Here is a 20,278-nt window from a genome sequence, read left to right as displayed (position 1 = left end):
GTCCCTGTGGGAGCGGGTTTACCCGCGAAGAGGCCGGCACAGGCAATAACACTCCTTCCGCCCCTCCACAAAAAAATCTCCCAAAGGACTAGTCATCGTACAAGTTGTACGATAACTTACCTCCAACGCAAAACAACACCCTTCACCCAAGCGCCACAGGATGCCAACAACAATGACCCCACAAGAACTCAAATCCATCCTCTCCCACGGCCTGCTGTCTTTCCCGGTCACCGACTTCAACGCCCAGGGCGACTTCAATCCGGCTGGCTACGTCAAGCGCCTGGAATGGCTGGCCCCGTATGGCGCCAGCGCCCTGTTCGCCGCCGGCGGCACCGGTGAGTTCTTCTCCCTGGCTGCCAGCGAATACAGCCAGGTGATCAAGACCGCCGTCGACACCTGCGCCAAGTCGGTACCCATCCTCGCCGGCGTCGGTGGCTCCACCCGCCAGGCCATCGAATACGCGCAAGAAGCCGAGCGCCTGGGTGCCAAGGGCCTGCTGCTGCTGCCGCACTACCTGACCGAAGCCAGCCAGGAAGGTGTCGCCGCCCACGTCGAAGCAGTGTGCAAATCGGTAAACATCGGCGTAGTCGTCTACAACCGCAACGTCTGCCGCCTGAACGCCGACCTGCTGGAAAAACTGGCCGAGCGCTGCCCGAACCTGATCGGCTACAAGGACGGCCTGGGTGACATCGAGCTGATGGTGTCGATCCGTCGCCGCCTGGGCGACCGCTTCAGCTACCTGGGTGGCCTGCCGACCGCCGAGGTGTATGCTGCTGCCTACAAGGCCCTGGGCGTGCCGGTGTACTCCTCCGCCGTGTTCAACTTCGTGCCGAAGACCGCCATGGACTTCTACAACGCCATCGCCCGTGACGACCACGCCACCGTGGCCAAGCTGATCGACGACTTCTTCCTGCCGTACCTGGACATCCGCAACCGCAAGGCCGGCTACGCCGTGAGCATCGTCAAGGCCGGCGCCAAAATCGCCGGTTACGACGCCGGCCCGGTGCGTACGCCGCTTACCGACCTCACCGCCGACGAGTACGAAAAGCTCGCCGCGCTGATGGACAAGATGGGCCCGCAGTAAGCGCCGCCCGCGGCCTGCCAGATGCCGCGCCCGGAGTGGGCCAACCCCACTCCGGTTACAATTCGTGAGCCCGCACAAAAATAACTAGTGGGAGTACTACCAGCATGCAAGCGACGAAGAAGACGCATGTGCGCTACCTGATCCTGTTCATGCTGTTCCTGGTGACCACGATCAACTACGCTGACCGCGCCACCATTGCAATCGCGGGCTCCAGCCTGCAGAAAGACCTCGGCATCGATGCCGTGACCCTCGGCTACATCTTCTCCGCCTTCGGATGGGCATACGTGGCTGGCCAGATTCCTGGTGGCTGGCTGCTCGACCGCTTCGGTTCCAAGAACGTCTACGCCTTCAGCATCTTCACCTGGTCGCTGTTCACCCTGCTGCAGGGCTTTGTCGGTGGCCTGCCGGTGGCCTGGGCGGTGGTGACGCTGTTCACCCTGCGCTTTCTGGTCGGTTTTGCCGAAGCCCCGTCGTTCCCGGGCAACGCGCGCATCGTCGCGGCCTGGTTCCCGACCCAGGAACGCGGCACCGCCTCGGCCATCTTCAACTCGGCGCAGTACTTCGCCACCGCACTGTTCGCACCGATCATGGGCTGGATCGTGTTCAGCTTCGGCTGGGAGCACGTGTTCGTGGTCATGGGCGCACTGGGCATCGTGTTCTCCATGGTGTGGCTGAAGACCATCTACAACCCGCGCCAACACCCACGCATCAGCCCGGGTGAACTCGAGCACATCGAGCAGAACGGCGGCCTGGTGGACATGGACCAGAAGCGCGGCAACGACGGCCCGAAATGGGGCTACATCAAGCAACTGCTGACCAGCCGCATGCTGCTGGGCGTGTACCTGGGCCAATACTGCATCAACGCCATCACCTACTTCTTCCTCACCTGGTTCCCGGTGTACCTGGTGCAGGAGCGCGGCATGACCATCCTCAAGGCCGGCTTCATCGCCTCGCTGCCGGCGGTCTGCGGCTTCATCGGTGGTGTGCTGGGCGGGGTGATCTCCGACTGGCTGCTGCGCCGCGGCAACTCGCTGACCTTCTCGCGCAAGCTGCCGATCGTCTGCGGTCTGCTGCTGTCGACCACCATGGTGTTCTGCAACTACGTCGACGCCGAGTGGATGGTGGTCGGTTTCATGACCCTGGCGTTCTTCGGCAAAGGCATCGGCGCGCTGGGCTGGGCGGTGGTCGCCGACACCTCGCCGAAACAGATCGCCGGGCTGTCGGGCGGGCTGTTCAACACCTTCGGCAACATCGCCTCGATCACCACGCCAATCGTGATCGGCTACATCATCAGCGCCACTGGCTCGTTCAAGTGGGCCCTGGTGTATGTCGGTGCCAACGCCCTGGTGGCGGTGTTCAGCTACCTGGTGATCGTCGGCCCGATCAAGCGCATCGAGCTGCGTGAAAGCCCAAAGCCTGACGCCGAGCCAGCGACCGGCAGCGAACTGGCCGGCTCGCGCCACTGAGTGAACACGCCCGCGTCGGCCACCCCGCTGCGGGCGGATGTACAAAAGCCTGAGAACCTGACAAGTAGGGCCCGAACATGCAGTTGATCGAACATTCCGACTCGCCCCGCTACGTCCGCCTGCACGACGACGACAATGTCGTGGTGGTGGTCAATGATGGCGGCCTGGGCGAAGGCGCCCGCTTCGCCGACGGCCTGACCCTGGTCGAGGGCGTGCCACAGAGCCACAAGGTAGCCACCGTGGCCATCGCCAAGGGCGAGCCGGTGCGCCGCTACGGGCAGATCATCGGCTACGCGCTGGAAGACCTGCGCCAGGGCAGCTGGGTGCAGGAGAGCCAGCTGGCCATGCCGGCCGCGCCGGAGCTGGACAGCCTGCCACGCTGCGACGCCGTCCCGCAGCCGCTGCCGCCGCTCGAAGGCTTCACCTTCGAAGGCTACCGCAACGCCGACGGCACCGTCGGCACCCGCAACATCCTCGGCATCACCACCACCGTGCAGTGCGTGACCGGCGTGCTGGAACATGCGGTAAAGCGCATTCGCAGCGAGTTGCTGCCCAAGTACCCCAATGTCGATGACGTGGTGGCCATCACCCACAGCTATGGCTGCGGCGTGGCGATCAACGCGCGCGATGCCTACATCCCGATCCGCACGGTACGCAACCTGGCGCGCAACCCCAACCTGGGCGGCGAGGCCCTGGTCATCAGCCTGGGCTGCGAAAAGCTGCAGGCCGGCCAGGTGATGCACGACAACGACCCGTCGGTGGACCTCAGCGACCCGTGGCTGTACCGCCTACAGGACGCCAGCCTGGGCTTTGTGGAAATGATCGAGCAGATCATGGAACTGGCCGAGACCCGCCTGAAGAAACTCGACCAGCGCCGCCGCGAAAGCGTGCCGGCCAGCGAACTGATCCTGGGTATGCAGTGCGGGGGCAGCGACGCCTTCTCGGGCATCACCGCCAACCCGGCGCTGGGCTACGCCGCCGACCTGCTGGTACGCGCTGGCGCCACCGTGCTGTTCTCGGAAGTGACCGAAGTGCGCGACGCCATCTACATGCTCACCTCGCGGGCGGAAAACCAGGAGGTCGCAGACGCCCTGGTGCGCGAAATGGACTGGTACGACCGCTACCTGCAGCAAGGCGCCGCCGACCGCAGCGCCAACACCACGCCGGGCAACAAGAAAGGCGGCTTGTCGAATATCGTCGAGAAGTCCCTGGGGTCGATCGTCAAGTCCGGTAGCGGCGCCATCCAGGGCGTGCTCGGGCCGGGCGAGCGGGTCAACCGCAAAGGCCTGATCTTCTGCGCCACCCCGGCCAGCGACTTTGTCTGCGGCACCCTGCAACTGGCTGCCGGCATGAACCTGCATGTGTTCACCACCGGCCGTGGCACCCCGTACGGCCTGGCCATGGCGCCAGTGGTCAAGGTATGCACCCGCAGCGAGCTGGCCCAGCGCTGGCCCGACCTGATCGACATCGACGCCGGGCGCATCGCCAGCGGCCGCTCGACCATCGAGGAGCTGGGCTGGGAGCTGTTCCACTACTACCTGGACGTGGCCAGCGGCCGCAAGCAGACCTGGGCCGAACAGCATCGCCTGCACAACGACATCACCCTGTTCAACCCGGCACCGATTACCTGATGCCCAGGGCTTGCCCAACTCAACATTGCAACGCGGTCCCTGTGGGAGCGGGTTCACCCGCGAACACCGGCAAAGCCGGTGCCATACACCGAGTTGCCTGCTTCGCGGGTGAACCCGCTCCCACAGGGTCCGAGCAAACGCCTCAAGCACGTTCTCTTCCTTCACTACTCTCTACAGGAGCACCCCATGCCTGAAATCCTCGGCCACAACTTCATCGCCGGCCAGCGCAGCGCCGCTGGCCAGCAGCGCCTGCAGAGCCTGGACGCCAGCACCGGCGAGGCCCTGCCCTACAGCTTCGCCCAAGCCACCGAAAGCGAAGTGGACCAGGCCGCCAAGGCCGCCGCCGCCGCCTTCGCCGAATTCCGCCAGCTGGCTCCGGCGCGGCGCGCCGAGTTCCTCGACGCCATCGCCGCCGAGCTGGACGAACTGGACGACGCTTTCGTCGCCATCGTCTGCCGTGAAACCGCCCTGCCCCCCGCCCGTATCCAGGGCGAGCGCGGCCGCACCAGCGGCCAGATGCGCCTGTTCGCCCAGGTGCTGCGCCGTGGTGACTTCCTCGGTGCGCGCATCGACCTGGCCCTGCCCGAGCGCCAGCCCCTGCCACGCGTGGACCTGCGCCAGATGCGCATCGGCGTCGGCCCGGTCGCCGTGTTCGGCGCCAGCAACTTCCCGCTGGCCTTCTCCACCGCCGGTGGCGATACCGCCGCGGCCCTGGCCGCCGGTTGCCCCGTGGTGTTCAAGGCCCACAGCGGCCACATGGCCACCGCCGACCTGGTCGGCTGCGCCATCCAGCGCGCCGCCGAGCGCACCGGCATGCCCAAGGGCGTGTTCAACATGGTGTTCGGTGGCGGCGTCGGCGAGTGGCTGGTCAAGCACCCGGTCATCCAGGCCGTCGGCTTCACCGGCTCGCTGAAAGGCGGTGACGCCCTGTGCCGCATGGCCGCCGAGCGCCCGCAGCCGATCCCGGTGTTCGCCGAGATGTCCAGCATCAACCCGGTCATCATCCTGCCGGGCGCCCTGGCCAAGCGTGGCGAAACCATCGCCCGAGAACTGGCCGGTTCGGTGTGCCTGGGCGCAGGCCAGTTCTGCACCAACCCGGGCCTGGTGATCGGCCTGCAGTCGCCGCAGTACAGCCAACTGCTGGCAGAGCTTGGCCAGCACCTGAGCCAGCAGGCCGGCCAGACCATGCTCAACGCCGGTGGCCTGCGCAGCTACGTCGGTGGCCTGGAGCACCTGCACGCCCATGCCGGTATCGAGCACCTGGCCGGCCAGGCGCAGGCAGGCAGCCAGGCGCGCGCCCAACTGTTCAGGGCTGATGCCCGCCTGCTGGTGGAATCTGACCCGCTGCTGCAGGAAGAAGTGTTCGGCCCGACCACCGTTGCCGTGGAAGTGCAGGACAACGACCAGTTGCGCGCCGCCCTGCTCGGCCTGCGCGGCCAGCTGACCGCGACCCTGATCGGCGAGCCGGAAGACCTGCAGGCCTTCGCCTGGCTGGTGCCGCTGCTGGAGGAGAAAGTCGGGCGGATCCTGGTCAATGGCTACCCGACCGGTGTCGAGGTGTGTGATGCGATGGTGCACGGCGGGCCTTACCCGGCCACATCGGATGCGCGCGGCACGTCAGTCGGCACCCTGGCCATCGACCGCTTCCTGCGCCCGGTGTGCTACCAGAACTACCCGCAGGCGCTGTTGCCTGAGGCACTGCGCGACGGCAACCCGCTTGGGCTGCGTCGGCTGGTGAATGGCCAGTGGAGTGAGGGAGCAATCTGACTGATTGCCTGAAACAGGAAAGCCCCGTGCATGGCGGGGCTTTTCTTTTGCCTGTACCGGCCTCTTCGCGGGTAAACCCGCTCCTACAGGAGCCGCGCCGTACCTACAGGTAATGGATAACCTTGTGGGAGCGGGTTTACCCGCGAAGAGGCCCGGTCAGGCAACAGAGAAGCTTCAGGCCTCCTGCGCCTCGGCCTCTGCATGCGCCTGCCGCAAGCGCTCGCGGCTGTTGCTCAGGTGCATGCGCATGGCCATCTTCGCCCCTTCGCTATCACGCCGGGCGATGGCTTCGTAGATCGCCTCGTGCTCATGCATCAGCCGGCTCATGTAGTGCGCCTGGTCATCGTGGGCCAGCCGCGCCGAGTTCAAGCGGGTACGCGGGATGATGCTGGTGCCCAGGTGGTTGATGATGTCGGCGAAGTAGTGGTTGCCGCTGGCCTGGGCAATGCGCAGGTGGAACTGGAAGTCCGCCGACACCGCATCCGTGGCGTGGGCAGCCCCTTCGTTGAGTTCGTCCAGCGCCGCACGCATGCCGGTCAGCTCTTCATCGCTGCGCCGCTGCGCCGCCAGGCCCGCCGATTCGATCTCCAGGGCAATGCGCAACTCCAGCACCGCCAACACTTCGCGCAGGGTGACCACGGTCGCCGGGTCGATACGGAAACCACCCGTGGCTGGCGCGTCCAGCACAAAGGTGCCAATGCCGTGGCGGGTCTCGACCTGCCCGGCGGCCTGCAGCCGCGAGATCGCTTCACGCACCACCGTGCGGCTGACACCCTCTTCGGCCATGATCTGCGATTCGGTCGGCAGCTTGTCGCCGCGCTTGAGCTGGCCGCTGCGAATGCGCTCGGTCAGCACCGTGACCAGTTCCTGGGCCAGACTGCGCGGCTTGCGTCGGGTCTTTGCCTGTACCTGCTGCTCTGTCATTGCCCTGTATTTCACCTTGAAAGACAGCGCTCATCATAGCGCAAGCAGTTGTACGATCACATACACGCAGTGCGGTATTTCTCGTCGTTCGCAGGCGCGGCAGCCCTGAACGAAACACTGGAAATGCTGGCCCCTCGCAGGTGCGAGGCTGTACTGTGCGGTTTCACGCTCATCCATGGAAGGAAAACACAGCATGAAACCCCTCGACCGCCTGTTGCTCGCCAGCGGCCTGTTGATCCCCCTCTGGCTGCTGGCAGGTGTATGGTTCACCGCCCTGGCCTACCCCGGCTACGACCACCTGCAAAAGGCCATGAGCCAGCTCGGCGCGGTCGGTTCGCCGACCCAGAACTGGTCGCCGCTGGTCAACAACTTCCCCCTTGCCATCCTGTTCACCCTGTTTGCCTGGGGCCTGGCGCGGCGCTGGCGTGGCTCGAAGCTGGCATTGCTGAGTGCGGCGCTGGTGCTGTTGCATGGCGTGGGCAGCCTGGGTACCGGGTGGTTTCCCTGCGACCAAGGTTGCGTTCCGGCGCAGCCTTCCCGTTCGCAGCAGTTACACAACCTGTCCGGCTTGCTGATGTTCCTTTCGCTGACCCTTGCTAGCGCGCTGTGGGCCTGGTTGGGCAATCGCATTGCCGGCTCCAGGGCACTGGGGCTGTTTTCTCTGGCCTGCGTGGTATTGGCGATCGTGACCGTCGCGCTCATGGGCAAGGCAGCGCAAAGCGGCCAGTGGTTCGGCCTGTACCAGCGACTGAACTACGGCGTATCAGTAATCTGGGTCGCCAGCCTGGCCTGGACCAGCCTACGCCCCTCCCGCGCCAGCCCGTTGCGGATGGCAACAACCTGACGGCAATTTGCTGGCCCCCGGTAGCAGCTTGTGAAGGCAAACTTCGTTTTCCTTCAGATGCTTAGGACAGCAACATGCGAGTACTTCTAGCAACGATGGCCGGCTGCCTGCTGGCCACGCTCGCTTTCGGCGCCCAGGCACGGGCGCTGAGCCAGAACGATCGCCACACTTGCGGCTGGGGCGCGCAGATAGCCGCCGAGGCGCAGCAGGCCAAGCTTTCCGGGGTAACCCTGTATGCCACGCGCAAGAAGCTGCAGGCGCGCAAATTCCCCAAACCGTGGATGCGCATGACCGCCTTCGGCATTACCGAACAAACCTACAACAGCCGCTCGCGGCTCAAGCCTGCAGCGATCAAGCAAACCTATTACGAGCAGTGCGTGCAGCATGCTGTAGCAAGGCGATAACGATTGCCCAGCCCTTTTCGCGTAGAGAACTGAATTCGCAAGCGGCCCGCGTACCCTGTGGGAGCATCATGCTGTGCGTCTCGCGTGCTCGTACTGCCCGCTTGGTGCTCGACTTGTAACAACCGCCCGGCTGATGCTGCCTGTACTGGCCTCATCGCCGGCAAGCCAGCTCCCACAGGTACTGCACATGGCTTGAAAGCGATGCGGTCGATGTGGGAGCGGCTTTAGCCGCGAAGAAGCCAACGCGGTGCATGGCACCGGCTACGCCGGTGTTCGCGGCTAAAGCCGCTCCCACAGGGTCCCTGCTAATTCAATTGGTTATGTGCAATTCTATAGCCGCCATGGTGCGCCGGCCTCGAAGCGTGCTTCCAGCCACGCCTTGAAAGCCACCAGGGCGGCAGTGTTGAGGCGCGCGGTCGGCCGTACCAGGTAAATGCCTGCCGCCACATCCAGCTGCCATTGCGGCAGCACCCGCACCAAGCGCCCGGCGGCGAGGTCCTCGCCCATCAGCCAGTCCCCTCCCGCCAGGATGCCAACGCCACGTCGCGCCGCCTCCAGCAGGGCTTCGTTGTCGTTGCTGCGCAGGTTGCCGGCAACCTTGACACTCACCTGTCGCCCACCACTCATAAGTCGCCATTCAGGAAAGCTTCGCAAGCCACTGAAACCCAAGCAATTGTGCCCAGCAAGATCCTCCGGTTGCCCAGGTGCGCCATGCCGGGCCAGGTACTCGGGCGACGCACACAGGATGCGCAGGTGATCACAAAGCTTCCTGGCCACCAGGCGGTTGTCAGCCAGCTCGCCAATGCGGATGGCGGCGTCGAAACCCTCGCCGATCAGGTCGACGAAACGATCGGCATACTCGGCCTCCACCATCACCTGCGGGTAGGCCAGCACGAAATCGGCCAGCATCCCGCTCAACCAGCGCCGGCCCATGGCTGCCGGCAATGCCAGGCGCAGGCGCCCACGTACCGTCGCCGCCCCCTCGGCCGCTTCCTGTTCGGCCTCGGCGATCAGCCGGTTGGCCTCGCGCACCTTGGCCACCAGCCGCTCGCCTTCATCGGTAAAGCGCAGTTGCCGCGTGCTGCGCTCCACCAGGCGAATGCCCAGGCGCACCTCCAGTGCACTCAGGCGCTTCGACAGCACCGTGGGGTGGCGCTCCAACTGACGCCCGGCAGCGGCAAACGAGCCCTGCTCGTGCAGCGCCAGCAAGGTGGCAAGTTCATCGGCGCGGCGGCTGTCGAAGGCATCCATGGTAAGGCTCGGCACAAGGCAGTAGGGGTGGAAGTCGGGTATCAGGCAGTAAGGACCAGCGCGCCCTCCGACTGCCCTTGCTCCAGGTCCCCGTGAGCCCGGGCCGCGTCGGCCAGCGGGTAGGCACGCCAGACCCGAGGCTGGATGATACCCTCGGCGACCGCCGCCAGCACATCGGCGGCGCGCTGCTGATACTCTTCGACCGTGCGGGTGTGTGCTGCCAGCGAGGGCCGGGTCAGGTACAGCGAGCCCTTGGCGTTGAGCGTGGCAACCTCGATGGCCGCCGGCGCGCCGGAGGTGCCGCCGAACGACACCAGCAAGCCACGCACCCGCAGGCTGTCCAGCGAGGCTTGCAGCGACACCTTGCCGACACAGTCATAGGCCACGTCCACGCCCTGGCCCTGGGTCAGCTCGCGGACCTGGCCGGCCAAGGTTGCCGCGTCGAACACCAGCACATGGTGGCAACCCGCTGCCTGCGCCCTTGCCACACTCTGCGGGCGTGATACCACGCCGATCACCGTCGCCCCAAGGTGCCGCGCCCAGGGCGCCATCAGCTGGCCCAAGGCACCGGCGGCACCGTACAACAACACTTGGCTACCCGGGCCCACGGCATAAGTGGTCTTCAGCAAGTACTGCGCCGTGATGCCCTTGAACAGCACGGCGGCAGCGGCCTGGTCATCCAGCTGCGGCGGCAGCTTGATCAGGCGCTCGGCCGGGTACAGGCGGCCGCTGGCGTAACCGCCAACCGGGCCCATGGCATAGGCGACCCGGTCGCCCACCTGCACGTCATGTACCCCTTCGCCGACGGCGGCGACCCGCCCAGCCCCTTCCAGCCCCAGCCCGGAAGGCAAGTCCAGTGGGGCACCGCCCTTGCGCTGCAACAGGTCGAGCGGGTTGACACCCATGGCCGTCTGTTCCAGCCAGACCTGGCCGGGCCCTGGGGCTTGTGCGTGCAGGTGTTCAAGCTGCATGACATCGGCAGTGCCGGTGCTGTTGAGAACGATGCGGGTAGCCATGATCGAATCCTGTTGGATGGGTGTTCGAGTCAGGCTAATCAGGCAGGGAAAGTTGAACAATCAGGCGGGATGCAGATGATTTCTGCACCCCTTGCAGCAATTCGTTCAGTGCCTCAGCACCCGGTCAGCGCTACAGGCCGATGCTCGCCGGCAAAGAACAGCGGACGCAGGCGCACGCCGATCAGGTTGCCGGCATAGGGGCGCCCAGGCTACGCGGCTCGGGTGTTGCGGTTACGGAAAGACCCATCGGAATACTCGGATAACAGTGAAACGGGTGGGGAGTATAACCCCAACGACTGACACGGTCCTTGTAGGAGCGGCCTTGTGTCGCGATGGGCCGCAACGCGGCCCCGACAATGTCAGCCATGATGCCGAAATCCTGGGGCCTCGACAGCCTTGGGCATTTGTTAAGCTGATGAAAACCGCCAGACACAACCAAGACCATTCGCACCATGGATGAACTACGCAAGATCGACCTCAACCTGCTGCTCGCCCTGCACGCCCTGCTGAGCGAAAAGCACGTGACCCGCGCCGCCCTGCGCCTGCACCGCAGCCAACCGGCGGTAAGCCATGCCCTGGCACAGTTGCGCAAGCACTTCGACGACCCCTTGCTGGTGCGCCAGAACGGCCGCATGGCCTTGACCGCCCGCGCCCAATCGCTGGCCAAACCGCTGCACGACGCCCTGGGCAACCTCAACGGCCTGCTGGCCGCCCCACAGTTCGAACCGGCCAAGGCCCAGCGTCGCTTCAGGCTCTCGCTGTCCGACTATTCCTCGCGGATCATCCTGCCACCCCTGCTGCGCCACCTGCGCCATGTCGCGCCCGGGGTGGACCTGGCCATCAGCCAGGCCAGCCGCGAAACCATGCTGGCCCAGTTGCTCGATGGTGAACTGGACCTGGCCCTGGGCATCTTCCCGGACCTGCCCCAGGCCATCACCGCGCAGCCGCTGTTCACCGACAGCTTCATCAGCGTTGCCGACCGCCAGGTGCTGCCGGCCAGCGGCAGCCTGGCCCTGGCCGACTGGCTGGCCCGCCCGCATGTGCTGATGGCCATGCACCCGGATGCCTTCGATGAAATCGAACGCGCCCTGGCCGCGCAAGGCCTGCGTCGGCGGATTGCCCTGGCCTTGCCGCACTGGAGTGCGGCGGTCGAGGTGCTGGCCGGCACCGACCTGATCCTGACCGTGGCCAGCCGCGCGGTGGGCTCGCTGCACCAGCACAAGACATTGCGCCAGTTCGAGCCGCCACTGGCGATTCCTTCGTTCGATTACCAGCAAGCCTGGCATAGCCGCAAGGACGACGACCCCGGGCATCGCTGGCTGCGGGAAACCGTGTGGGCGTGCAGCCAGCCGGGGCGCTGATCAGCCTTCCGGCTGTTTCACCACGGCAGTGGCACTGGCCGGCGTGCCTGCTGCCCAGGTGCCCTGCACCAGCAGCACGCCGCAGAGGATCAGCACCACACCCGCCAACCTGGCCAGGTTGAGCGGCTTGCCCCCCAACCCCATCACTCCGAAGTGGTCTGCGACCACCGCCGTGATGATCTGCCCCGCCACCACCAGCACCAGGAAACCCGCTGCGCCCAGCCTGGGGGTGAGCGCAGCGGCACCGGCCACGTACAACGCCCCGAGCACACCGCCAACCCACAGCCACCAGGGCCCCTGCAAGGCCTTGCCCATGTCCGGCGCCGGCACCCTGAGGATCAGCAGCGCGGCGATCACTACCAGCGAACTTACCGTCAATGACGTGAACGCACCCCACAACCAGTGCCCCAGCGCCCGGCCGACGGCGGCATTACCCGCAGCCTGGAACGGCAGCACGGCACCGGCAAGCAACGCCAGGGCAAAGGGAAGCACCAGAAGGCACAAGGTCTTGCTGAACATGGCAGTCCTCATTCTTGACAGATGTTCAGGCGATGATCGGAAAATTCCCTTTATCCATGGAAATCGAAAGTGTGCACGCATGCTATTCGCCGCATGGATACCAGCCAATTGGGCTAGGATGCTGCGCAGCCTCGGCCCGAGGCCTGAGCCGGCGGGTTCACGGCTTAGACCAGACCAAACCGTATGTGATGGAGCACATTCGATGACAGATGAACGTACAACCCTGATCGACCATGGGCAGTTGCCCACCCGCAACCTGGCCGAGTGCCTGGCAGTGGATCAAAGGACCTTGGTCAGTGCACTGGCAGGCCAGTTGCCCGACACGCTGATCGAACAACTGGCTACCTGCGCCGAAGAAACATGCTCGCAGGGCCTGTCAAAAAAAATCACGGGGATCGGCCTTGCCCTTGGGCAGTGGCTGGAACCAGCACCTGCGCCCCAGCGCCAGCAGGTGTTGGAGCAGTGCAGCGCACACAGCTCCGATACGGTGCGCAGCTGGGCGGCCTTCGCCCAGGCGCACCTGTCGCGCACGCTCGATCTCGAAGCCGCATTGCTGGCCCAGCTGCATTTTGCTCGCGATGAACATTTTGGTGTGCGCGAATGGGCCTGGATAGCCCTGCGCCCGCGCCTGGCTCAAGCGCTGGATGATGCCCTGGCCCTGCTTGCCCGACATGCCGGCGACAGCAACCCACTGGTACGACGCTTCTGTATCGAGGTGCTGCGCCCACGTGGCGTCTGGTGCGAGCACATCGCCGCACTCAAGCAAGCGCCCGAAGTGGCCGAGCCACTGTTGGTGCCGCGCCTGGCCGAAGCAGACAAGTATGCCCAGGACTCGGTTGCCAATTGGCTCAACGATGCCAGCAAGACTCGGCCCGATTGGGTGATACAGCTGTTCGAACGACATCCGCCGTCATGCAAGGCATCACGGCGGATCCATGTGCGGGCAACCCGTAGCCTGCCCCAATGAATGGTCAGCGCGAGGTTTCGACGCGCAGCACTTCGGTGTAGATCGCGTCGACCGTCTGGCCGACCTTGAGGTTCTTCATGCGTGCCTGCAGGTCAGGGTTCTCGACCTTGACCACCTGCAGCTTGCCCTCAGGCGGCAACAGGCTCACCTCATGCGTCTCGAGGTTGATCTTCTTGATCTGCGAGGTCACCCTGACCTGGCGGAACGCCTCGCCGCCCGGGTTGGGGTTGTCCGCCGTGGCGCGAATGGTACCGGACTCTTCAGTCGCCTTCGGTGCACCGCCCTCCTCGGGGTTCAGCACATAGGCCACAGCACGGGTCACGTAGATGTCGACCCTGTCACCCACCTTGAGGTTGGGCAGCGCCTTGGCCTTTTCCGTGAGCTGGAAGGTCACATCCTTCTTGGCGTCAGGGCCTTTCACCGTGACCTGGCGGCTGGCCAGGTCGATGGCCGTGACCTGCGTGGTGACGTGGCTTTCCAGCGCCTCGCTACCAATGGGAATACCGGCAGCCTGCACCGTGAAGCTGGCGGCGGACGCCAGGGTGGCAAGGGCAACAGCACGAGCGAGAGAGCGAATTGGATTCATAGGCCTGCTTCCATGTGATCAAGACCGGATGGGGGCGTGAAATGCTCACGCGCCAACAAGCATAGCCCTTGCCTGGCACATTGCCGGCCCTCCCCCTTGCGACGCGTTTTGTCGCTTTCTTGCCACGAGCGCCCTTGCAACAGCAAATGCGAACTCTTTACACTTGCTTTACATTTACAAATCATTACTATTCGTGACCTCCAAATACAACAAAGAGTCACCTGTAATGGCAAAAAAGTCTGTTGCCCCGGCATCCATTTCCATGCTGGGCCTGCTGGTTGTGCCTGCTGTTCACGCGGCTGTCCAACCTGAATCGCAGGGTTCCCTCGCCTTGCCCGCCACTGCCGTCACCAGCGCCTACGAGCAGCAAAGCTACAAGGCCAGCGAAAGCCGCAGCGCCATGAAGATCGACGCCCCGCTGCGCGACATCCCGCAAACCGTCAACGTCGTGCCCGAAAGCGTGATCAAGGACCAGGGTGCGCAGTCCATGGAAGACGTCCTGAAGAACGTGCCCGGCGTCGGCCTGTCCAACGGCGACGGCCAGCGTGACCAGGTGACCATCCGCGGCTTCAGCGCCATTGGCGACATGTACATCGACGGCGTGCGCGACGACGCCCTGTACTTCCGTGACCTGTCCAACATCGAGCGGGTCGAGGTGATCAAGGGCCCTGCCGCCGTGCTGTATGGCCGTGGCTCTTCGGGCGGCCTGATCAACAGCATAAGCAAGAAGCCGAGCTTCACGCCCAAGCGCGAAGTCGGCATGAGCTTCGACAGCGAAGGCAAGCGCCGCACCCAGTTCGACACCGGCTGGGCCGACCCGCAAAGCAACCAGGCCTACCGCGTGACCGGCGCCTTCGAAGACAGCGACACCTTCCGCGACGATGGCTACATCGACCGCAAGGCCATCGCGCCGTCGGCCTACTTCCGCCTCTCCGACGACCTGGAACTGAACCTGGGCGCCACCTACCTGTACGACAAGCGCCTGATCGACTTCGGCATCCCGGCGCTGGGCAACCGCCCGGTAGATGTGGACCGCGACAAGCGCTTCGGCTCCGGCGATGCCGACCAGGACTACGCCCGCAGCGAGGTGTTCTCGCTGACTGCCAGCCTGGACTACCGCATCAACGACGACTTCACCCTGACCAACACCAGCCGGTACTACCGCTACGACCTGGACCGCAACAACACCTTGGCCGACAGCAGCCCGACGCGCTTCGTCACCGCGCCTGACGGCGAACTGCTGGTCAAGCTCAACCGTGGCAACGTCGCCCGCGACGAGTACGGCATGTTCAACCAGACCGAACTCAAGCAACAGGCGCAGCTTGCCGGCATGCAGCACAACCTGCTGTATGGCGTGGAAGTGGGCTTCCAGGACAAGCACCAGCGGGTGCTGAGCCAGAACAACGTGGCCCAGGTGCCGGTGTATCGCGACGCCCTGGTGCCGGTGCCGGAGCACGCCGCCAACCTGTCGTCCAAGGGCACCAACTTCCAGCAGACCACCGGCCTGTATGTGCAGGACATGATCGAGTTGAACGAGCACTGGAAGGCCCTGGTCGGCGTGCGTTATGACATCTTTGGCCAGGAGTACGACGACGACCGCGCGCAGAACGTAGACCTCGACCGTACCGACAAGACCTGGAGCCCACGTGCCGGCCTGGTCTACCAGCCGGACAACATCCAGTCCTACTATGTGTCGGTCAGCCGCAGCTACCAGCCTTCGGGCGAAGTGTTCGCGGTCAGCCCGACCAACCAGCACCTGGAGCCGGAAGAAACCACCAACTACGAAATCGGCGCCAAGTGGGACCTGCTCGACAGCCGCCTGTCGGTGACCGCAGCGGTATTCCGCCTCGAGCGCACCAACATGAAGACCGCCGACCCGGCCAACCCCAACCTGACCGTGCTGGCCGGCGAGCAGCGCACCGACGGCTTCGAAGCCACCGTCAGCGGGCAGCTCACGGACAAGTGGCAGATTTACGCCGGCTATGCCTACCTGGATGCCGAGATCACCAAGTCCAACAGCAAGACCAACGGCGTTGCCAACGAAGGCCAGACCCCTACCCTGACGCCGCGTAACAGCGCCAACGTCTGGCTGGTGCGCACCCTGACCCCGGAATGGCGCGTGGCCGCCGGCGCCAACTACGTCGACGAGCGCTACACCGCACTCGACAACGTGGTGGTGATGCCGGGCTACACCACCTTCGACGCCGCACTGCTGTACAGCGTGCCGCAGTGGGACGCAGCACTGCGCCTGAAGAACGTGTTCGACCGCGACTACTATGCCTCCGCGCACGGTTCGGTTGACCTGATCACCCCGGGTGCACCGCGTACGCTGGAAGCCAGCTTCAACTACCGCTTCTGATCGTTGCCCCAGGCGCAAGGCCTTGCCATGGTGCAAGGCCTTGCGCTGCATCTGGTGCAACGCAAGCGTTCACCGCTTCGCTTGAATGCAATATCCTGTGCAGAGTATGGCACCGGCCTTGCCGGTGTTCGCGGCGGGGAGTCCTGCGCCTCGGTAAGGAGAGCATATGAGCAGTAAACCGATTCGCCCCTACATGTCCTGGGCGCTGACCACCCTGCTCGCCTTCAGCCTGGCACTCACCGCCGGCTGCTCCAGCAAAGCCAGCAAGGCCAGGTACGCGACGCCCGCAACGGGCTCCAACTGCTTCGCCAAAGCCGTGCCCACCACCGGCGAAGGCGGCCTCGCGTGGGGCAATACGCTGAGCATTGCCCGGCAGAAATCGCTGAACAACTGCGTGCGTTATGCAAGCCGGTCAGGGGGCACACCGAAGACTTGCCAGGTGGTGATGGCCAAGTGCAAGAACTGAGCGCTTGGCCCGTGGGATCAACCTCGAATGATCACCACTTCAAGGTACTCACTCGGCACCACCAACGACGACGCGCCGCCCACATTGCTTTCATTCAACAGTTGCGCCAGATCCCGCTCCAGCGCCCCGGCCGCTTCCGGCCCCAGCGAGGCAAACGCTTTGTGCACCGGCCCATACCAGGTGCGGAACACCTCGATGAAATGCGCCGCCGAGCGATAGCGGAAGTTGAAGTGCTGGCGGCTGACCTTCAATTCGCCCAGCGCCCCCTCGAACATCACGCGCAACTGTTCTTCATCACCCCAGCGTGAAGGCGGCAGAGCCCCGGCTGGTGGCGGTACATGCCGCCCGAGGGTCTTGAACATCTGCCCGACGAACCCTTGCGGGGTCCAGTTGGCCAGGCCGATCCGGCCACCGGGCCGGCACACCCGGCCCAGCTCACGCGCGGCCTGGGCCTGGTCGGGCGCGAACATCACGCCGAAGGTGGACAGCACCGCATCGAATGATCCATCGGCAAACGGCAGCGCTTCGGCATCGGCAGTCTGGAACACCACATTGAGGTGCTCGGCCCGCGCACGTTCTTCACCGCGCTTTAGCAGCTCGGGCACATAGTCGGTGGAGGTGACACGGCAGCCGCGCCGGGCAGCAGCCAAGGTGGCATTGCCGTTGCCGGCGGCGACATCCAGCACCTGCTCGTCCCAGCGCAGGTCACAGGCTTCGGCCAGGCGCTCGCCAACCAGTTGCAGGGTGGTGCCGATTACCGCGTAGTCGCCACTGGCCCACGCGGCTTGCTGGCGGGCTTTGAGGGCATTGGTATCCAAAGGGGTGCTCATGGTCTGCGCCTTCTTGTTGTGCGCGGCCGAGGTCCTTCTGGCGGTCAACGCGCCATGGATCGAGGGGATGGGAGCAAAACGCTACGCGCCTGGCAGGCGAAGCGGCAAGACAGATTGGGGATAGCGGCAAGAACAAAGCGCTATATGAAGGCTACCGGCCCAATCGCCGGCAAGCCAGCTCCCACCTCGACAGCATCGACCTCCAGTCATGTGCTGTACCTGTGGGAGCTGGCTTGCCGGCGATAAGGCCAGAACAGGCAGTACAAGATAGCGATTGGAGCATTGCGGCTATCAGGCGAACTTGGCCCGGGCCGCGTGCAGCTTCTTGTAGCTTTCGATCAGGCGCAGGTGGCGATCGAGGCCTTCGAGCTTCATGCTGGTCGGGGTCAGGCCATGGAAGCGCACGCTGCCGTCCACCGAACCCAGCACCGCGTCCATGCGCGGGTTACCGAACATGCGGCGGAAGTTGGCTTCGTAGTCGTCCATTTCCAGTTCGTCGTCCAGCAGCACTTCCAGCACCACGTTCAGCGCCTGGTAGAACAGGCCGCGCTCGACAGTGTTGTCGTTGAACTGCAGGAACGCCTCGACCAGTTCCTTGGCATCCTCGAAGCGCTGTACCGCCAGGCAGATCAGCAGCTTCAACTCGAGAATCGTCAGCTGGCCCCACACCGTGTTCTCGTCGAACTCCACGCCGATCAGCGTGGTGATGGTGGTGTAGTCATCCACATCGCAGTTGTCCAGGCGCTTGAGCAGCAGCTTGAGGGAACGGTTGTCCAGGCTGTGCAGGTTGAGGATGTCGGCGCGGAACGACAAGGCGCGGTTGGTGTTGTCCCAGATCAGGTCCTCGACCGGGTAGATCTCCGAGTAACCCGGCACCAGGATGCGGCAGGCGGTGGCGCCAAGGTTGTCGTACACCGCCATGTACACTTCCTTGCCCAGGTCCTCGAGGATGCCGAACAGGGTCGCGGCTTCCTGTACGTTGGAGTCCTCGCCGTGGCCGGAGAAGTCCCACTCGACGAACTCGAAGTCGGCCTTGGCACTGAAGAAGCGCCACGACACCACGCCACTGGAGTCGATGAAGTGCTCGACGAAGTTGTTCGGCTCGGTCAGCGCGTGGCTTTCGAAGGTCGGTTGCGGCAGGTCGTTCAAGCCTTCGAAGCTGCGGCCCTGCAGCAGTTCGGTGAGGCTGCGCTCCAGCGCCACTTCCAGGCTCGGGTGGGCGCCGAACGAAGCGAACACGCCGCCGGTGCGCGGGTTCATCAAGGTCACGCACATCACCGGGAACTCACCGCCCAGCGACGCATCCTTGACCAGCACCGGGAAGCCCTGCTCTTCCAGGCCCTGGATGCCGGCGACGATGGCCGGGTACTTGGCCAATACCTCCTGCGGCACATCCGGCAGGCACAGCTCGCCTTCGAGGATTTCACGCTTCACGGCGCGCTCGAAGATTTCCGACAGGCACTGCACCTGCGCCTCGGCCAGGGTGTTGCCGGCGCTCATGCCGTTACTGAGGAACAGGTTCTCGATCAGGTTGGACGGGAAGTACACCACCTGCTGGTCGGACTGGCGCACGAACGGCAACGAGCAGATGCCGCGCGCGGTGTTGCCCGAGTTGGTGTCGTACAGGTGCGAGCCACGCAGCTCGCCGTCCGGATTGTAGATTGCCAGGCAGTGCTCATCAAGGATCTCGGCCGGCAGCGCATCGCGCGGGCCGGGTTTGAACCACTGCTCGTTCGGGTAGTGCACGAACGACGCGTTGGCCAGGTCCTCGCCCCAGAACTGGTCGTTATAGAAGAAGTTGCAGTTCAGCCGCTCGATGAACTCGCCCAGCGCCGAGGCCAGCGCGGCCTCCTTGGTCGCGCCCTTGCCGTTGGTGAAGCACATCGGCGACTGGGCGTCGCGCACATGCAGCGACCACACGTTGGGCACGATGTTGCGCCACGAGGCGATCTCGATCTTCATCCCCAGCCCGGCGAGGATGCCCGACATGTTGGCGATGGTCTGCTCCAGCGGCAGGTCCTTGCCGGGGATGTAGGTGCTGGTATCCGCGACCGGCATCAGCAGGCCCTGGGCATCGGCATCGAGGTTGTCGACCACTTCGATCACGAACTCGGGGCCGGTCTGCACCACCTTCTTCACCGTGCAGCGGTCGATGGAGCGCAGGATGCCCTGGCGGTCCTTCTCGGAAATGTCCTCGGGCAGCTCGACCTGGATCTTGAAGACCTGGTTGTAGCGGTTTTCCGGGTCGACGATGTTGTTCTGCGACAGGCGAATGTTTTCGGTAGGAATGTCGCGGGTCTGGCAATACAGCTTGACGAAGTAAGCCGCGCACAAGGCCGAAGACGCCAGGAAATAGTCGAACGGCCCCGGGGCCGAGCCATCACCCTTGTAGCGGATCGGTTGGTCGGCGATCACCGTGAAGTCGTCGAACTTGGCTTCGAGACGGAGATTGTCGAGAAAATTGACCTTGATTTCCATGCGGGATTACCGTGATTTAAGCGTGCAAAACGAAATTGGCCGGCATTATCCGGGTTTTTCTGCCGGAAGTCCTGTTTGCCTGTACCGGCCTTATCGCCGGCAAGCCAGCTCCCACAGGAACTGCACATGGCTTGCGGTCGATACGGTCGAGGTGGGAGCCGGCTTGCCGGCGATAGGGCCGGTACAAGCTTGCGCATTTCACCGAATTGCTTGCCTGATCCTCTGAACCTGCCCCCGCCAGCAGACCAGCGGTCACCCCGCTGTGCTAGCGTTTCTGCACTGGGGAGCACCGTATTCCCCGATCAGAAGAAACCACGCGACAGCA

General features: G+C 64.5%; 17 protein-coding genes. 10 read left to right on the top strand and 7 right to left on the bottom strand.

Annotated features, from left to right (window positions below; all coding sequences use genetic code 11):
- The first annotated feature begins 172 nt into the window (after positions 1-172).
- The 4 genes from kdgD (at position 173) to ABX298_RS21995 (ending at position 5,948) form a co-directional block, all read left to right on the top strand.
- Positions 173-1,084, top strand: a complete 912-nt coding sequence (gene kdgD, locus ABX298_RS22010) for a 5-dehydro-4-deoxyglucarate dehydratase (RefSeq protein ID WP_039615340.1) — start codon at positions 173-175, stop codon at positions 1,082-1,084.
- 104 nt (positions 1,085-1,188) lie between these two features.
- A complete protein-coding gene (locus ABX298_RS22005; protein WP_075044995.1) occupies positions 1,189-2,550 on the top strand; it encodes an MFS transporter in 1,362 nt (453 codons plus the stop codon).
- A gap of 77 nt (positions 2,551-2,627) precedes the next feature.
- On the top strand, positions 2,628-4,181 hold the full coding sequence (garD, locus tag ABX298_RS22000) for a galactarate dehydratase (RefSeq protein ID WP_075044994.1): 1,554 nt from the start codon (positions 2,628-2,630) through the stop codon (positions 4,179-4,181).
- 186 nt (positions 4,182-4,367) lie between these two features.
- Positions 4,368-5,948: an aldehyde dehydrogenase (NADP(+)) gene (locus ABX298_RS21995; protein WP_367393635.1), complete on the top strand. Its 1,581-nt coding sequence runs from the start codon at positions 4,368-4,370 to the stop codon at positions 5,946-5,948.
- 174 nt (positions 5,949-6,122) lie between these two features.
- Here the strand turns inward: ABX298_RS21995 and ABX298_RS21990 are convergent, their stop codons facing one another.
- The gene (locus ABX298_RS21990; protein WP_084785162.1) at positions 6,123-6,872 is read right to left on the bottom strand and encodes a FadR/GntR family transcriptional regulator; all 750 of its coding nucleotides are present in this window, start codon (positions 6,870-6,872) and stop codon (positions 6,123-6,125) included.
- Positions 6,873-7,065: 193 nt separating this feature from the next.
- Between ABX298_RS21990 and ABX298_RS21985 the strand changes: the two genes are divergently transcribed.
- Both ABX298_RS21985 and ABX298_RS21980 read left to right on the top strand, forming a co-directional pair.
- On the top strand, positions 7,066-7,716 hold the full coding sequence (locus tag ABX298_RS21985; RefSeq protein ID WP_367393634.1) for a DUF998 domain-containing protein: 651 nt from the start codon (positions 7,066-7,068) through the stop codon (positions 7,714-7,716).
- 74 nt (positions 7,717-7,790) lie between these two features.
- Positions 7,791-8,120 carry a hypothetical protein gene (locus tag ABX298_RS21980; RefSeq protein WP_023660807.1) on the top strand — a complete coding sequence of 110 codons (330 nt, stop codon included), beginning with the start codon at positions 7,791-7,793 and terminating at the stop codon, positions 8,118-8,120.
- A gap of 330 nt (positions 8,121-8,450) precedes the next feature.
- Here the strand turns inward: ABX298_RS21980 and ABX298_RS21975 are convergent, their stop codons facing one another.
- Both ABX298_RS21975 and ABX298_RS21970 read right to left on the bottom strand, forming a co-directional pair.
- The gene (locus tag ABX298_RS21975) at positions 8,451-9,371 is read right to left on the bottom strand and encodes a LysR family transcriptional regulator (RefSeq protein WP_075044991.1); all 921 of its coding nucleotides are present in this window, start codon (positions 9,369-9,371) and stop codon (positions 8,451-8,453) included.
- Positions 9,372-9,412: 41 nt separating this feature from the next.
- Entirely contained in the window at positions 9,413-10,387 is a 975-nt protein-coding gene (locus ABX298_RS21970; protein WP_367393633.1) for a quinone oxidoreductase, read from the bottom strand.
- A 452-nt stretch (positions 10,388-10,839) separates the two neighbouring features.
- Between ABX298_RS21970 and ABX298_RS21965 the strand changes: the two genes are divergently transcribed.
- Positions 10,840-11,748 (top strand): LysR family transcriptional regulator, encoded by a 909-nt coding sequence (locus tag ABX298_RS21965; protein ID WP_075044989.1) that lies wholly within the window; start codon positions 10,840-10,842, stop codon positions 11,746-11,748.
- Here the strand turns inward: ABX298_RS21965 and ABX298_RS21960 are convergent, their stop codons facing one another.
- The gene (locus ABX298_RS21960; RefSeq protein ID WP_025338822.1) at positions 11,749-12,267 is read right to left on the bottom strand and encodes a DMT family transporter; all 519 of its coding nucleotides are present in this window, start codon (positions 12,265-12,267) and stop codon (positions 11,749-11,751) included.
- A gap of 202 nt (positions 12,268-12,469) precedes the next feature.
- Between ABX298_RS21960 and ABX298_RS21955 the strand changes: the two genes are divergently transcribed.
- Positions 12,470-13,234 carry a hypothetical protein gene (locus tag ABX298_RS21955; protein ID WP_075044987.1) on the top strand — a complete coding sequence of 255 codons (765 nt, stop codon included), beginning with the start codon at positions 12,470-12,472 and terminating at the stop codon, positions 13,232-13,234.
- A gap of 4 nt (positions 13,235-13,238) precedes the next feature.
- Here ABX298_RS21955 and ABX298_RS21950 read toward each other — a convergent pair whose 3' ends face one another.
- Positions 13,239-13,820, bottom strand: a complete 582-nt coding sequence (locus ABX298_RS21950; protein ID WP_075044986.1) for a hypothetical protein — start codon at positions 13,818-13,820, stop codon at positions 13,239-13,241.
- A gap of 226 nt (positions 13,821-14,046) precedes the next feature.
- Between ABX298_RS21950 and ABX298_RS21945 the strand changes: the two genes are divergently transcribed.
- Positions 14,047-16,179 carry a TonB-dependent siderophore receptor gene (locus tag ABX298_RS21945; RefSeq protein WP_075044985.1) on the top strand — a complete coding sequence of 711 codons (2,133 nt, stop codon included), beginning with the start codon at positions 14,047-14,049 and terminating at the stop codon, positions 16,177-16,179.
- A 166-nt stretch (positions 16,180-16,345) separates the two neighbouring features.
- Complete coding sequence (locus ABX298_RS21940; protein WP_085591561.1) at positions 16,346-16,645, top strand: hypothetical protein; 300 nt, start codon at positions 16,346-16,348, stop codon at positions 16,643-16,645.
- Between the two features lie 17 nt (positions 16,646-16,662).
- Here the strand turns inward: ABX298_RS21940 and ABX298_RS21935 are convergent, their stop codons facing one another.
- Together ABX298_RS21935 and ABX298_RS21930 are read right to left on the bottom strand one after the other, a co-directional pair.
- A complete protein-coding gene (locus ABX298_RS21935) occupies positions 16,663-17,475 on the bottom strand; it encodes a class I SAM-dependent methyltransferase (RefSeq protein WP_286101740.1) in 813 nt (270 codons plus the stop codon).
- 291 nt (positions 17,476-17,766) lie between these two features.
- Entirely contained in the window at positions 17,767-19,953 is a 2,187-nt protein-coding gene (locus tag ABX298_RS21930) for an OsmC domain/YcaO domain-containing protein (RefSeq protein ID WP_085692798.1), read from the bottom strand.
- Positions 19,954-20,278: the final 325 nt, after the last annotated feature.

The organism is Pseudomonas sp. X4 (assembly GCF_040784925.1).
GTDB classification, from domain to species: Bacteria; Pseudomonadota; Gammaproteobacteria; order Pseudomonadales; family Pseudomonadaceae; genus Aquipseudomonas; species Aquipseudomonas putida_Z.
Note: the sequence above shows the minus strand (reverse complement) of the source record. Positions and strands in the feature narration are given on the sequence as shown.